This window comes from Parvimonas parva (assembly GCF_016552165.1).
GTDB lineage: Bacteria > Bacillota > Clostridia > Tissierellales > Peptoniphilaceae > Parvimonas > Parvimonas parva.
This window is the reverse complement of the sequence record NZ_JACVDA010000011.1, coordinates 53,472-69,677: the sequence shown is the minus strand read 5'-3', so window position 1 is coordinate 69,677 and position 16,206 is coordinate 53,472. Positions and strand designations below refer to the sequence as shown.

The following is a 16,206-nucleotide window of genomic DNA, read 5'->3' as shown; positions in this document are numbered from 1 at the left end:
ATCCTAAAAAAATATTCAATTACAAAACACCTAGAGAATTATTTTTATGTGGCTAATTTATTCTTGCAATTTAGGATTCTTTAGCAGAAGATATAAAAATAAATGGCTTAGACAATCCATTGATTGTAAGAATGCTGGAAGATGAAAGCTATGATTTAATTTGTGGTAGGCACAGATTTTTAGCTTTACAAAAAAATGGAGAAGAAAAAATACCTTGTATAATTCAAAAACTAACAGATGATGAAGCTGAAATAAAATTAATAAATTCTAACTTAAATCAAAGACACTCATATAAACAGAGTGAACTTGCAAAGGCTTATTTGGTAAAAAAGAAAATATTACAAAAAAATTATGCTTTAGACAAATTGTCTAATGGAGAAAAATTTAATGTATATGAAGAATTAGCAAAAGATACACAATATTCATCAAAGACAATAGAAAGAATTTTAAAAATTAATTTTTTGATAGATGAATTTAAAAATTTAGTAGATTTAAAAAAGTTGAATCAAACAAAATATATTGCTTTAACTAAATTATCAGAATTAGAACAAAATCATTTATATAACTTTTTTCTTTTTAATCAATTATCTTTTACAAAACTAACAGCTGAAAAAATTGTTTTTCTAAAAAATGAGGGTTTAAGTGATGAAAACTTAGAAAAAACATTCTTTAAAACAGAAAAAGAAAAGCCATTAGACAATTTGTCTAATGAAATAAAAGTTGAAGAACTTTATACTGAAGTTGGATTAGAAAAAGAAAAATGGTTAGAAATAATTGATATTTTAAGAAATAAAGAAATAATTAAATAATGAGGTTAGATATGTTAATTTATATTAGTTTGGTATTGAATATAGTTTTTATATGGTTAGTAATAAATTTATACATATCAAAAAATTTCAATAGAAAATGATAAAGCTATTTTTTATCTTAAAGATAGAATAGCTAAAATTTATAAAACAGAAAAGGAGAAATAAGATGAAACAAGTTATAATAAATATAAATAGTGGATTATATGATGAATGTAAAGGTGTTCGTAGAATCATAGTTGAGGGAAGTTTAATAAAATTTTTTGATGATTTAACAGAAGATACAAATTCATTTATTAAAATTACAGATATTAAAAATAAAAAAAGGATTATAAATAAAAATTTTATAACAGACGTTTATGAAATAGAAAGGTCTGAAAAATAGTTGTTAAAAATAAAAATTCATTAGACAAATTGTCTAATGAGGAAAGGAAAAAATAATGCAATATTGTAGTATAATATGGTATAATATAATAAATTAGATTATGGAGTATATAAATGCAATATTATAAAATATTAGAAGCTACTAAAGTATTATTAGAAAATACAAAAATGAAAGAATATTTGCAAAAAACAAGCGATGTAAAGACAATACTTTATCAAAAAGAAATAAATGTAGAAGATGTTTTAGAAAAATTAAATAATAGGGAAATTTTAGCAAATGAAGAAATAATTGTTAGTGGATATTTAAGTAAATATGGATATATTTATAGTCCTAATGGTTATCATTGGAAAAAAATGGTTGATGAAAATATAAAAATAGAAAATGGAAAAAAGGAAATAACTTTTTCTATAAAACCATTAGCTTTACCTATATTTGAAAGACGTCAAATAGCTTTTTTATATATTGGAGATGAAAGTCCATATAGATTTAATTTTTCAAACGAAGAAGTTGTAATAGAAAAAAATAACTGTTTTATTCCTGTAATATTAAATGAAGAAGATTATGATATTTATATAGGTAAAAAAGTAAAAGCTATTTTTAAAACAATAAGAAATAATAATACAGCTAAAGAATTACAAAGTGGATTAAGTGAAAGATATAAAGATTTAACAAAATATTATTGTGATTTTGAAAAAGAAAATATATATTCTTGTATATTAGATTTAAAAAAAGTTATATCAAGTGAAGAAAAAAATTATTCTGAAAAATTGGTATATGGATTGAGTATAAAAATAGAAGAACATATAAAAGATAGGATTAATAAAAAATTACAACAATATCATAATACTAGATTCTCATTAATTCATGAAGAAATAGGAATTATTTTTAGAGAATATAAAGATGTATTGTTGAATATAAAAGATGATATATTAAGTATATATGTTGAAGTTGATATAAATAATAATTTAGAATATAAACAAAAAATGAAAGCAATAAAAAGAGTCGTTGAAGAAATAAAGAAAATTGATTACAAACAAAAAATTAAATTAGAATTTTGTAGTAATGAAGAAAAAGTTGATTATTTTAATTTATAAAATTTTTTATAAAAGTATTTTATTTTTAATCAATAATAGCATTAGACAAATTGTCTAATGAAAATAAAAAAAATAATTGCCATTACAATTAGAACGATATTACCAAAAACAATATTTTTTAAATATGTTTTAACTTTAGAAAAAAGTTATATTAAAAAGTATTAGACAAATTGTCTAATGAAAGAAAGGAGAAATTTTATGAAAATGAATTTAAAAGAGTTTTTTGAAAATAAGAAAAACAGATTATATGTTGGTGCTGGAACTTTAGCTTTAGTATTAGCTTTAAGTGGTGGAATCTATGCAAGTAATAGAGCAAGTAATATGAAAGAACAAGCTAAACTTGAAGAACAAAAACAAGCTGAAGAAAAGCAAAAGGAAGAATTGGCTAAAAACGAAAAAGAGGAAAAAGAAAAATCAGAACTTGCTAAAGCCGAAGAACAAAAGGCTAAGGAAGATGAAGAAAAGAAAAAAGAAGAAGTAAAAAAAGCTGAAGAAGAAAAGAAAGAACAAGAGCAAAAACAAGCTGAAAGCAAAAAAGAAGAAACAAAACAATCTTCTAATAAAAACAACTCAAATACCAATTCAAATTCCAACAGTAATAACAGTAGCAATAATAAAAATGAAAAATCAGGAACGGAAAGTTGGCAAGTAGAAGTTGAGGAACATTATAGAACTACATTAGGTAACAGTGGAACTTTTTTCAAAAGCAGAGCAGAAGTTATCAACTTTTTAAAGACTGCAAAAAGTCCTGCTGGTACAACAGGTTATTATATATTAACGGTAAAACATAATGGAATAAAAGGCTATAGTATAGACTGGTTAAAATAATTAAAACTAAAAAATTCTTTAAAATTCAATAAAAATAAATCAATGAGAAGTTAAAAATTAGCTTCTCATTTTTTTATATAAAAAATTTTGTATTAGACAAATTGTCTAACGCAGAAAGGGGGTGTAAAAAGATGAAAGAAGAAGCTGAAAAAGTAAAAAAACATACAATAAAAACGGTTTTTAAAGATATGATAAAAGAATATAGAAATGATAAAAAGCATTATAATACCAAAATTATTAATTTGATATTTAATTTTCTAAAAAATAGTTTTAAATATTTAATTAAATATATAGGGTTTTTAATAGTTATAATATCAGTTTTAAGTGTTTTCATATATAGCTTAAAAGATAAAAGTTTAGTTGATTTAGAAAAATTAAAAACAGGAATATGTATTTTCTTTGGAGTAGGAATATTTCTTTTTTATACTTTAAATATGTTTTGTGAAGTTATGACAGTATTTATGATATTTGACGATGTATATTCAAGTGAAAATAAGAGAAGATTAAAAAAAGGTTTTGAAAAATTTTTTGCTGGTATGATTTTTTATATTTATTCAGAAAAAATAATATTTTTAATTTTTGAAATTTTTAAAATTTACTAAAAATTAAGAATAAAACATTTATTTTTTCTTTTTAATCAATAAAAATTAGATATATTTTAAATTAAATATATAAAAATTTTAAAAAAAGAAAGGAGATTTTTTATGAAAAAAATCAAAGAAAAAGTCTTGAAGTTTTTTGAAATTTCAAGCAAGTTAAAAAGAACAGGTGCTTTTGCTTTAGCTTTTTTACTCAGCTTTTTGGCGATTGCACAAGGAATAAGGGCAGAAAATGCGACTAAGAACTGGATACAGGGTTACTATTACAAAACCAATGTATCTTGGGGACAATTTGACAGAAAGTGGATTAACGGCAAAGAAGTATTTTGTGTTAATCCTGAAATGGAATTAGTTGTGGGTTCAGGATATAATAAGGGAAATATATCAGAAATTATGTCTAAAGAAACACAAAAGAAAATTGAACTGATACATCATTACGGATATGCTCTGTCAAATAAGAATGATAAATCCTATGTTTATACACAAGTTGCTATTTGGGAAGCATTAGGATATTCGGTAAATGTCGGTTCATCAAATGGGGCAAGCGACAGAAACGGAGATTACAGAAACTGGAAAAATAATATTGATAACAAAATAAATATTTTTTTATCAGTTCCGTCTTGGAGTGGAACAACAGTTAAAGGAAAAGTTGGACAAACTATTACTTTGAACGGAGAAGGTAAAATTTCAGGTTCTCACGTTATAGAAAATGTAGGACATTCAGTATGGGCTGAAAACGGGAATATTAAAATTACAATTAAGAATTTTAATAGTGGAGAAATATTACTTAGAAAATTGCCAGAAAATTTTGAAAATGCAAATGAACTAACATTAATATATAAAAAATCAGGAAGTCAAACAGTGGCAAAATTAGGATTAAATCTTGACCCGCCTGAATATAGGGTTAATCTTGAAGTAGAAAAAACACCTACAAAAGCAAGAGTTTTGAAAGTTGGAGAAGATGGCGAAAAAATAAAAGGTGCAGTTTTTGAAATGTGTTATAGTAAAGATTTTAAATCTTCATATGTATATCCATTTACAACAGATGGAAATGGATATACAGAGTGGGACACTTGGAATATACAAGGAAGAACAGTTTATGTTAGAGAAAAGAGTGTACCTTATCCTTATGTAAAAAGTGATGAAGTTAAAACATTTAAGGTTACAGATGGGGGAAAGGTTGAACTTAAATTTGTAAATAAGAAAGCTAAATCTACTCTTGAAATCAGTAAAACAGATATGACAGGCAAAAAAGAGCTTGAGGGAGCAAAACTTAAACTTTTAAAGGGAGAAAAGAAGATTGATGAGTGGATAAGTGGAAAAACTCCTCACGTTGTTAAAAATTTAGATGAGGGCAAATACTCACTTATTGAAGAAATCGCACCAAATGGATATATCATATCTGAAAAAATTGACTTTATTTTAAAAGCTGGAGAAAATAAGAAAGTTACAATGAAAGATGATACAACGAAAGTTAAAATCACAAAAACAGGTACTGATACCGGTAAAACAATTTTAGATGATTGTGAATTTGAAATAATAGAAGTTGAAGAATAATTTTAATAAAAAAATAAAAAAATAAAAAGATAGGAGAATTTAAATATGAAATTAAGTAAAAAAATATTAACTTTAAGTCTTGTTACTATTATGGGATTAGGTAGTTTAGTAGGTGCTAAGAGCTTTACAAAGGCTGAAAATGAGAAAAAAGAAAAGGTAGTACACACTTTTACAACTAAAGACAAATCAGAGGAATTAATCGGAAAACTTAAAGCAGGTAAAAAGTATATAATTCGTGAAAAGAAAGCTAAGGACGGATATGTAAGGGCAAAAGATACAGAATTTACAGTCGGAACAGATGGAAAAATGCAAGAAATAAAGATTGTGAACGATTTTACTAAAGTTGAAATTTCTAAAAAAGGAATAACAGGAGATGATGAATTACCAGGTGCAAAACTAAAAGTAGTTGACAGTGAAGGAAAAACTGTTGATGAGTGGACAAGTGGAGATAAGCCTCATTTAATTACAAAAATCAAACCAGGTAAATATAAACTTATCGAAGAAATCGCACCTGACGGACATGTTTTAGCAAGTGAAATAGAATTTACAGTAACAGAAACAGCAGAAGTACAAAAAGTTGTAATGAAAGATGATACAACAAAGGTTAGAATCACAAAAACAGGTAGTGATACTGAAGATAAGATTTTAGATGATTGTGAGTTTGATATAGTAGAAGTTGAAGAATAGATTTTTCTTTTTTAATAAATGAAAATACAAAAGAGAGGATAAAAAATTATGAAATTTTTTGAAAAGTTTAAAAAAATAAGGCTTAACAAAAAGAAAATTTTTAGTTTAGCTTTAGCAAGTTGTATTTTGCTTGGAATTGGTGAAAATTCATATGCTAAAGAGGATAAAGAAGTAAAAGGTAAGGTAGTACACACTTTTACTACAAAAGATAAGCCTGAGGAGATTATAGGGAAATTAAAGGCAGGTAAAAAGTACATCATAAGAGAAAAGAGAGCAAAAGAGGGTTATGAAAAAGCAGATGACTATACCTTTGAAGTAGCTAAAGACGGAAAGTTACAAGAAATTAAAATAATAGATAAAAAGATTGAAAGAAATGTAGAACTTACAAAACAAGATACTATAAATCTTAAAGTAGTACCCGGAGCAACAGTTGAGTTTGAAAATGCAAAGACTAAGGAAAAGAAAACTGCTACAACTGATAAAGACGGAAAAATCAAAATAACTTTAAGTTACGGAGAATGGATTTATCACGAAACAATAGCTCCAGAGGGCTATGTTAAAAGTGATAAGTACGGGAAAATAAAGGTTACAGAAAACGGAGTTACAATTGAAGAAGTCTTTTGGAATGAGCCTATAACTGCTGATTATATTTTAACTAAACAAGATACTATAAGCAAAAAAGCATTACCTGGTTGCGAAGTAGTTATAAAAAATGCCGAAACGGGAGAAGAAGTTTTTAGAGGAAAAACAGATGAGAGTGGAAAAATTAAAGTTAAGTTACGTTATGGAAAGTATATTTTGGAGGAAACAATAGCTCCAGAGGGTTATGTAAAAGCAGAAAAAAATCTTGAAATAAATGTAACAGAACACGGAGCAAAGATTGAACAAACCTTATATAACGATAAAATACAAACTATACCAAAAACAAACTTAGCAAGTAATTTTGTAATGTTTATTGTTACAACTATCGGCTCTTTAGGTTTTGGTCTTTATTGCTTAAAGAAAAAAGCTGAAGAAGAAAACTAGAAAGATAATTTTAAAGATATTAGAGTAGTTTATATATTTTAAGCTACTCTTTTTTCTTTTTTAATTAATGAAAATATCATTAGACAATTTGTCTAATGGAAAGGTGGTTTTATGGATTATAAAAAAGAAGTATTAGATGTTTTAAATAAAAAATTATTTTTAAATTATAAAATAGGATTATATGGCAATCCTGATAAGGAATATTTAATAAATAATAATTTAGAAGATAGTTTTAGTAATTTAAAATCGATGATTATAGAAAAAGTTGAAGACAGAGAAGATTTTTATATATTTGATGAAATAAGTTCAGAAGTATTGGATAATACTCATCATCTATGGATTACTACACAATATGATTATATGTATGCTTTTGATGAAGAAATAGTGGATTATTTAAGAAAAACTGGTGGACTTCAAATAACTGATAATTTTGAATTAAATTATTTAGGAGTAATTGGAATTGAAAGATATATAAGTAATAAAATTTATGAAAATCAAAAAGATTTTTATAAAGATTTACAAGTAGAAAGTCTAAAAGACCTTATAAGAAATGATGAAATTCAAATATATTCTGAAGAAAAAATGGAAAGAATTTTAGATTTCATCGAAGAAGAAATTGAATATAAAGATTTAGCTGAAATAGAAGTTGATATTCAAGACAATGAAAATTTAACTAATAATTTAATAGAATTTAAAGAAAATTTTTTAGAAGAAATGGAAAGAGAACTAAAAAATTATTGGATTATAGAATTTTCTGAAAGTTACGGACATGAAAGATATACAGGAAAAATTTTAACAAAAGAAGTACTTGATGATATTAAATCTTTAGATGAAGAAGAATATCGTCAAAATGGATTTCGTAAATTCTATTTTGACCATATTGAAAATGGAGAAGTAACTGAACATATCAGAGTTGATATAGGCGACGTTTATGAAACAAACAAAGGAGCTTTTGATTATCTTTATGAAGAAGTTGAAAAGTGTACTTTTGAAGAAATTGAAATTGATGATTTAGAACTAGATGAAGAAATGGAGTTTTAAAAATGAATTTAGAAAATGTAAAAAAGGATATAAAGATGAGAGAAAAATTTTTAAACAAAAAAACTTTAGATTTAGAATATGTAAAGGAAAGAAAAGAAAAACTTTTGAGATTTAAAAAGGAACTTGAAATGCAAATAAAAAATTAATTTTTTTCTTTTTTTAATCAATGAAAATATCATTAGACAATTTGTCTAATGGAAGAAAGGAGAGTGAAATGGAAAAGAAGTTTTATAACAAAGAAGATATAAAAAATGCTGAAAATATACCAATTTTAGATATTGCAAGAGATTTAGGATTAACTCTTGTAAAAATGGGACGTTGTTATGGAACTAAAGAAATCAGCAGTTTAAGAATATATCCTGAATCAAATACTTTTTGTAGATTTTCTCTTGCAGGAGAAAAAATGAATAATACTATAAATTTGGTAGAAACAGTTAGAAATTGTGAATTTAAAGAAGCGATGAATTTTTTATATAACAATAACAGTTTTTCTTTTGATACCTCTTTTGAAAAAAATTCTTTTGATAAAAAAGAAGTAAAAATAGAAAGAAAAGATTTTAAGTTACCTAAATTTAATAAAGACCTAAAACGAACCTATGCTTATTTATTAAAAACAAGAAAAATAGATAAGGAAATAGTAGATGAATGTGTAAAAATTGGCAATATTAGAGAAGATGAAAGACACAATATTTGTTTTCTAGGGAAAGATAAAAATGGAAAAGCAAAATATTGTGCTTTTAATGGAACTATAACTAATAAGAGATTTAAAGGGGAAGTTGAGGGTTCTGATAAAGCATATTCATTTAATATAAATAATAAGAGTGATAAATTAATTATTTGTGAATCACCTATTGATGTTTTAAGTGTAATGACAATTTTAAAAGAAAAGGGTAGTTTAAATGATTTTTCATACATTTCTTTATCAGGAATAACAGAAGTACCAATAGACCATTTTTTAGAAGAAAATAAAAATGTTAAAGAATTGTTATTTATGTTAGATAATGATGATAAAGGAAAAAAGGGTTTTGAAAGACTAAAAGAAAACTTTAAAGAAAGTTATAAAGTTCAAAGTTTTTCATATCTTTATGAAAATTTTAAAGATGTAAATGATTATTTAATACAGAAAGTGTTAGATGAAGAAAAAAAGTTAGAAGCTAAAGAATTTGAAGAAGAAAATTCTTTAGAGCAAGAAAATGAATATTTGGATTATGAAGAAGAAATGGAAATGTAAAAAATTCTATTTCTTTTTTTTATTAAATAAAAAGCATTAGACAAATTGTCTAATGAAAGAAAGGAGATTTATATATGGATATGGTACTTTTACAGGGTGGAGTTGCAGAAAGTATAAAAAATTTCTTATTTTCTTTTGGAACTCCAGCAACAGTAGTTGCAGTTGGACTATTTTTCATTTGTATTTTAATTTGTGGTTTTCAACTTTTATTTGGGGGAACACAAGGAAAAGAAAATGCCAAAATAACTTTTATAGTTGGAGTTGTTGGATTAGTTATAGTAGTCTTAGCAAAAGACTTAGTCAATGAAATATACACAGCTATATTTGGAAAGGGATTTTAGTTAGAGGGATAAGAAAATGAAAAGAAATTTAGAGATATTAAAGGGTTTTGCTTTTGCTTTATACATTGGTATCTCTTTTTTATTTTCTAATATTATTGTATATCTTTTAAGGTATCTTATACTTTATATAAAATATACTAGAAAATTTATGCCTAGACCGGAATTTAATATAGTAAAAGGTATTTTTGAATTTAGATTTGAAAAGCCTTTTATCTATATTTACCTTTTAGCAATAATATTTATAGTATATTCGTTCTTTAAATTTAAAAGAAGATTTAAAGCTCTTGATATGGAAGAAAAAGGACGAAGTAGATTTACCAGCTTAAAAGAGATAAAAGAACAATATATAGAAATAGATGAAAAAGATACAGAAGTACCTGGTTTTGGTGGTTTTCCAATCAGTAGATATAAAGACAAAATATATATTGATGACGGGTCAACTCACAATTTAATAATCGGGACAACAAGAAGTAAAAAAGCTGAAGATGTTTTATTCCCTTATATAGATATTAGGTCAAGAGCAAAAGACAAACCGTCTATTATAGCACTTGACCCAAAAGGAGAATTTTCATCTTCAACATCAGAAACTTTACAAAAAAGAGGTTACAATGTAGAAGTTTTAAATTTTTTACAGCCTACAAAATCAATGTACTGGAATCCTCTTAATTTAGTAAAAAACGCTTTAAAAAGTGGAGATTATCCTGAAGCAGTATCACTTTGTAATACACTTAGTTACTCAATTTTTAAAAATGATAAAGAAGCACAAAAAGACCCTTATTGGTCTGACGCCGGTATATCACTTTTAAATGGAACAATAATTTCTCTATCAGAAAAATTTATAGAGAAAAAACAAGAAGAAAAAATAACAATGTACACAATGGTAAAATTCATTGTAGAAAATCAAGATGATGATAGAAAAGACAAAAATAACATAAAGAATAAGCTAAATGATTACATAGATAGTTTACCGACTTCATCAGAGGGAAGATTACAATTTTCAACATTTAGGATTAGCGACGGAAAAACTAGAATGAGTGTATTATCAGTAGCTTTAAGTAAATTAATGTTATTTTTAATGAATGATATAGCACAGATGACAAGTTCTAATTCAGTAGAATTAGAAAATGTTGGTTTTAATACAGATAAATTATATAACTGTAAAATAGTTTTAGAAAATTATCTTTTAAAACATTTATTAAAAAAAGAAAAAATAGAACTTTTTTATAAAAATGAAGAAACATTTTTTAATAAAAGAGATTTAGATATAATAAAAAAATCATTTTTAAGCTTAGAAGCTCTAAAACTTAAATTATCTTTTAAATTAAGAGAAAAGGCTAAAAAATCACTTTTTACAACAGAAGAATTAATCTTTGAAATGAAAAGTACTTTTGAAGATAGATTAACTAAAGAAGAAGTAGAAATAGCTGAAGAACAAAAAATTCTACAAGAAGATACCTTAAAAGATATTCTAAAAGCTCTTTATATCAAAGGATATATAAATAATCCTGAAAGAGCAACTTTGAATTTTAAATTTAATATTTCTAAAAAATTTAAACTTGAAGAAAATTTACAATTTAAGTTTAGAAATACAATTCTTTCTTTAATAGAAGATGAAGAATATAAAAGTATTGCTGAAAAAGTTTTAGAAGTAGTAGAAAAGAATGCTTTTAAAACAGTTGGAATCTATCCTTTAAAGAGATTTAATGAAAGCAATTTAAGTCCTGATGAAAAAATTGTAATGAAATTAATTACAGAAAGATTTTTAGAATATATAGATGAAGTAAGTATCTTAACTTTAAAAATGGAATTAGATTATCATATACCTTTTGTTTTCAAAGAAAATATTGAATTAACAATAGAGAATTTTAAGAATGGAACTTTAAAAAGAATTTATGATTTCTTTATAGAAAAAGTTTTAGAAAAAAATAAAGGATTTGAAGTTAAGACTTATGAAACTTTAAATTTTAAAGAAGTGGTTAGAGAAATTGAAAATCTATTTTTCTTAACTTCAAATGGAAAAGATACATTTTTACAAGACTTAAAAGAAGAAAATGAAATATTTTTCACTAAAGAAAATATAAAGATAGAAAAGGTAAGAGAAAATAAGCCGACAGCTATTTTTGTAATAATTCCTGATTTTGACAAATCAAGACATATTTTAGCAACATATTTTATATCACAACTTTATTTTATCTTAGCAAAAAAGGCGAACCTATCAGATAAACAAAAATGTGATAGGAGAGTATATATTGATATGGACGAGTTTGGTAATATGCCTTTATTTAATGATATGGATAATATGGTAACAGTATCTTTATCAAGAAATATACTTTTAACTTTTGCTATACAATCTTTTAGCCAACTGGAAAAATATAAGGAAGCTGGAAAGATAATAAAAGAAAACTGTGGTAATACAATCTATCTTTTAAGTAATGATAAAGATACAAGAGAAGAAATATCGGCTAACTGTGGTAATAAGACAATTATTTCCACGTCATTACAAAAAGAAACTGGAGATATTTTATCAAAAAGTTCAACAGATACAACACAAGATAATAGACTTATAAAGCCTGAAGATTTACTTAGACTTGCTGAAGATGATAGTATAATCATTCGTCTTATGAAAAGAACAGATTTAAAAGGACGAAAGATTGAACCTTTTGCAATATATAATACAGGAAAAACAAGTTATAAGCCTAGATATAAATATCTCTTAGATACATTCCCACAGGGAAATAATATCAATACAATTTTAAAAAAATTATATGGTTATAGAGAACCGGTTAATTTAGATGAATTAAGGTATGAGGAATAAATCATACCTTTTTTCTTTTTTAATCAATAGCATTAGACAATTTGTCTAATGAAAGAAAGGAGAAAAATGAAAAGTAAATTTTTAAAATTTTTAAAATTTTTAAAAGTATTAAAAACTTTAAAAGCATTAAGACTTTTTAGATTAAAAAATTTAAAATCAAAAATCCTTTTAAAGACAACCTTTATTTTAAGTTTTATATTATATACTGTAATACCTACTATTATTTCATTTGCTGATGATATTGAAGCAATTAAACCCGAAGTAAATTATCAGATAAAAGAAGCAACACCAGAGATGACAAAACTTTTAATAAAATTTTCGGATTACTTAAATTTTAATGGAGTAATAGAAGATGTAATTCAATATTTTAAATATATAATTTTAAGAGGTTTATATCGCTTAGCTGATATTGGATATAAAGCATATAAATCTATTTTTGAATTAAATACATATTTTGATTCACAAAAAGTAAATTTTATATATAAAACAGTTTTGCCAATTACAGTTGGAATTTTATTTTTATCTTTTGTATATATAGGATATAGAATGTTATTACAAAAGAAAGATGATAGAGTAGGCTTTGTATCTAATATAATTTTAGCCGGTTGTTTAATTTTGATTTTTCCAACCAGTTTAATCACAATGAATAGTCTAGCAAAATTATCTTTTGATATGATAAATAGTTTTTCTACTAATGGAATGACTAAACAAGAAATTCATAAATTAAACGAAAAGATACGAACAGAGGACGGAAAAGAATATGCAACTGAAGTAAGTCCGGTTGATAATATCTATAAAACTTTATTTATAGATATGCAAAGAGTAAATAATGAAAAATTTGAAAAAGAGATAGATTTAGAAAATCCTAATGGATTAACAGTATCTGAATTAAATAGAATAAATCCAACTAGAATTATAAGTAATAAAAATGATATTTTAAATTACAAACTAAATGGAAATAAAGCCGAAGAAGTTGGTTGGACTTTATTAGGAAATCCCGGATATTATTCTTGGACTTTTCTTTTTTGGCAAGGAACGGCATATTTATTACTTATCGCTTATGTATATATTTTAAGTGGAATTAAACAGGCTGGAGCAATTTTTAATTTGGCTGCCTTAAAAATATTATCTCCTTTATTTTTTGCTTCAGATATAGTTACTGGAGAAAGAATAAAAGCTGTAATAAAAGAAGTTTTAAATTCTTATACTATGATTATTGGAATGCACTTTTTAATAACACTTTATAGCTTTTTTATGATTTGGGTTGCTAATTTAAAAATACCATTTTATGTAAAATTAATATTTTTAGTAGGTGGTGCGATTGCGACTGTTGGAGCTGGAATTTATGAAAGAGTGCTTGGAGTTAGTGGAGCTGGGTCAAGATTTTCTCCTTTACAAACAATGTATCAAATGAAGATGTTGACAGGTGGTATTTTTAGAAAATTAGCACACAATTCTGTTTCAAGAGGATTCAAAAATGGAGTTGGTAAAGTAGCTAAGAATACTTTTTCTAAAAATTCCCCTTATTTTGATAAAGGAAACTCAAATAATACTTCAAAAATTTCATCACAGGGAAATAACAGAGAATCAGGTAGTAGTAGGGCTGGAGATAATTTAAAGAGAATAAAACAAACAGGTGTAAATATTTCGTCTAAAAATTCTCAAAATTTAAAAAATAACAATAATTCAAATAATTCAAGTAATTCAAGTAATTCAAGTAGAAATGGTGGCTACAATAATTCTAATTCAAACAATAATAGAGGTGGTGGATTTAGGAATAACGAATCTTTGGGAAGTAGTAATTCAAGTTATAGACAAAGTTTTAATAAAAAAACTACAAATACTACAAGAAGTACAAGAACGACAAGTAATAGAGAAACTAGAAGTAGTATGTTTACGAGAAATAACAGCTCTCAAAGAAAAGATAATTTAAGAAGATAAAAATCCATTAGACAAATTGTCTAATGGAGAAAGGGGTGTAAAATGCACAATACAATATCAGAAATAGATGTAAGAACGCAGATGTTTAAATTTATCTATTTTCAAGATTTATTAATTTTAACAATTTTAGGATTACTTTTATGGTTTACTAAAAATAAATTAATATGGTTTTTAAGAATACCTTATGTTGCTTTTGGAATGGGTTTTGCTATTTACCTAATAAGAGATAGCGAAGATAATATAGGAAAAAGAAAGCTCCATTCAGTTTTTTATTTTTTAAAAAGAAATAGAAATACTGTAAAATCATTTGGAGCAAAAAATGAAGAAATAGAAGAAAAGATAGCTTTAAAAAAGGCAAAAAAAGATAAAAAAAAGAAAATAAAAAATGTTGATAAAGATATATTTGACTACCAATACTTTATTTCTATTGACGAAAACAATATAATTCATCACAAAAAGTTAGGTCAATTTGTTAAGATTTTTAAAATAGAAACAATAGATATTTTAAATCTTAATGAATCAGAACAAAATGCAGTGATAGATGACAATACAGCTTTTTATAAAAAATATTTAGAAGATTTTAAGATAGTATCTATGAGATTTCCTTGTAATTTTTCTAAACAAATAACTTTTTTTAAAAACAAATTAGAAACTGAAGAAAATACTTTTAGAAGAAAATTTTTAAATTTAAAAATTCAGGAATTAGAATTTTTAGAAGATGAAACATATAACCTGGAATTTTATTTATATATCTTTTCTAATGAATATGATAATTTACTTAGACAAACAGAAAGTATCAAAAAAGATTTTTCAACAAAATTATTAGATTTAGAAAAAGATAAAATAGAAAGAGTGGTTTGTAAACTAAATAATATGAATACAAAAATATAGAAAAAATATTAAAAGTATTTACAAATAACATAAAATAGGGTATAATATATATAAGTTAGTAGTATGAGAACTAGGAGTGGCATATACTTCCACCCGTTGCACGAGGGGTCAGAAATATCGGCGACAAGTAAATATGCTACCATTGACTATGGTAAACCAAAGCATAGGGGTTAATATGTTAAAGTCTTTAAAAGGTTAGGGTTTATACTCTAACCTTTTTTTATACCCAAAGGAGAATAAAATGAAAAAAAGTTATCTTGCAAAAGAAACTCTGTTGTGGAGTAAGAATTTTGATAATATAAATTTAAAAATAATTAGTGATACAAAAGAATTTAATATAAAGTTAAATAAAGAAAATATACCTCATTTATTGGGATTACAATATATCAATAGAAGAAAAAGACAAGAAACAGGGATAGAATTATATAATAAAGTTATAGGTGAAAATTTATCTGATGAAGAAATATATAGTAACATTAATAAATATCATTCAAAAACTGATTTAATCAATGTAAGAAACAGAATAGAAACTTTAAAAAATTTTTTGGAAAATTTAGATAAAGCTAGAATAGTTGAACAAACAAATGAAAAAACTTCAATAAAAAGTAGATTTTTAGTCATAGATACAAAAGATAATACTACAATGCACTTAGGAATTTTGGAAACGGAAAACTTAGATATTTTTACTGATTTTGAAGTTAAAAGAAATATACTTGAAACTTATGTAGTACAAAATAATGATAAGTTTTACAAAGATACAAGTATTAATGAACCAATAAAATCAATAGAAAAATATGAAGAAGATTTTGAAAAATGGAGAGAATTTTCTTTTGATATAGAAAAAGATAAAGAACTTGAAGAAAAGTTTTTATCTGAAGAAAAAATAAAAGAAGAAGAATTAGAGTTAGATGAAGAAATAGACTTTTAATAATAAGTTTATTTCTTTTTTTATTAAATAAATAAT

The 16,206-nt window shown here is 24.6% G+C and carries 15 protein-coding genes and 1 pseudogene; all 16 read left to right on the top strand.

What is annotated here, in order from left to right:
- Positions 1 to 89: 89 nt before the first annotated feature.
- A pseudogene (locus IBJ83_RS04930) lies at positions 90 to 809 on the top strand (ParB/RepB/Spo0J family partition protein); the annotation flags it as partial.
- A 166-nt stretch (positions 810 to 975) separates the two neighbouring features.
- Positions 976 to 1,191 (top strand): hypothetical protein, encoded by a 216-nt coding sequence (locus tag IBJ83_RS04925; protein ID WP_201275614.1) that lies wholly within the window; start codon positions 976 to 978, stop codon positions 1,189 to 1,191.
- A 113-nt stretch (positions 1,192 to 1,304) separates the two neighbouring features.
- Positions 1,305 to 2,285, top strand: a complete 981-nt coding sequence (locus IBJ83_RS04920; protein ID WP_201275613.1) for a hypothetical protein — start codon at positions 1,305 to 1,307, stop codon at positions 2,283 to 2,285.
- Between the two features lie 198 nt (positions 2,286 to 2,483).
- Complete coding sequence (locus tag IBJ83_RS04915) at positions 2,484 to 3,113, top strand: hypothetical protein (protein WP_201275612.1); 630 nt, start codon at positions 2,484 to 2,486, stop codon at positions 3,111 to 3,113.
- Positions 3,114 to 3,244: 131 nt separating this feature from the next.
- On the top strand, positions 3,245 to 3,715 hold the full coding sequence (locus tag IBJ83_RS04910) for a hypothetical protein (protein ID WP_201275611.1): 471 nt from the start codon (positions 3,245 to 3,247) through the stop codon (positions 3,713 to 3,715).
- A gap of 102 nt (positions 3,716 to 3,817) precedes the next feature.
- A complete protein-coding gene (locus tag IBJ83_RS04905) occupies positions 3,818 to 5,269 on the top strand; it encodes an MSCRAMM family protein (RefSeq protein ID WP_201275610.1) in 1,452 nt (483 codons plus the stop codon).
- A gap of 45 nt (positions 5,270 to 5,314) precedes the next feature.
- Positions 5,315 to 5,956, top strand: coding sequence for a SpaA isopeptide-forming pilin-related protein (locus IBJ83_RS04900; protein ID WP_201275609.1), 642 nt, complete (start codon positions 5,315 to 5,317; stop codon positions 5,954 to 5,956).
- Positions 5,957 to 6,004: 48 nt separating this feature from the next.
- Positions 6,005 to 6,982, top strand: coding sequence for an MSCRAMM family protein (locus tag IBJ83_RS04895; RefSeq protein ID WP_201275608.1), 978 nt, complete (start codon positions 6,005 to 6,007; stop codon positions 6,980 to 6,982).
- A gap of 111 nt (positions 6,983 to 7,093) precedes the next feature.
- Positions 7,094 to 8,023, top strand: a complete 930-nt coding sequence (locus IBJ83_RS04890) for a hypothetical protein (RefSeq protein ID WP_201275607.1) — start codon at positions 7,094 to 7,096, stop codon at positions 8,021 to 8,023.
- 2 nt (positions 8,024 to 8,025) lie between these two features.
- Positions 8,026 to 8,169: a hypothetical protein gene (locus IBJ83_RS04885; protein WP_201275606.1), complete on the top strand. Its 144-nt coding sequence runs from the start codon at positions 8,026 to 8,028 to the stop codon at positions 8,167 to 8,169.
- Positions 8,170 to 8,237: 68 nt separating this feature from the next.
- The gene (locus IBJ83_RS04880; protein ID WP_201275605.1) at positions 8,238 to 9,254 is read left to right on the top strand and encodes a DUF3991 and TOPRIM domain-containing protein; all 1,017 of its coding nucleotides are present in this window, start codon (positions 8,238 to 8,240) and stop codon (positions 9,252 to 9,254) included.
- Positions 9,255 to 9,328: 74 nt separating this feature from the next.
- Positions 9,329 to 9,595 carry a hypothetical protein gene (locus tag IBJ83_RS04875; RefSeq protein WP_201275604.1) on the top strand — a complete coding sequence of 89 codons (267 nt, stop codon included), beginning with the start codon at positions 9,329 to 9,331 and terminating at the stop codon, positions 9,593 to 9,595.
- Between the two features lie 16 nt (positions 9,596 to 9,611).
- Entirely contained in the window at positions 9,612 to 12,410 is a 2,799-nt protein-coding gene (locus tag IBJ83_RS04870; protein WP_201275603.1) for a type IV secretory system conjugative DNA transfer family protein, read from the top strand.
- A gap of 66 nt (positions 12,411 to 12,476) precedes the next feature.
- Complete coding sequence (locus IBJ83_RS04865) at positions 12,477 to 14,351, top strand: pLS20_p028 family conjugation system transmembrane protein (RefSeq protein WP_201275602.1); 1,875 nt, start codon at positions 12,477 to 12,479, stop codon at positions 14,349 to 14,351.
- A gap of 42 nt (positions 14,352 to 14,393) precedes the next feature.
- Positions 14,394 to 15,242, top strand: coding sequence for a DUF5592 family protein (locus IBJ83_RS04860; RefSeq protein WP_201275601.1), 849 nt, complete (start codon positions 14,394 to 14,396; stop codon positions 15,240 to 15,242).
- Between the two features lie 241 nt (positions 15,243 to 15,483).
- Complete coding sequence (locus IBJ83_RS04855) at positions 15,484 to 16,170, top strand: PBECR4 domain-containing protein (protein ID WP_201275600.1); 687 nt, start codon at positions 15,484 to 15,486, stop codon at positions 16,168 to 16,170.
- The last annotated feature ends 36 nt before the right edge of the window (positions 16,171 to 16,206 follow it).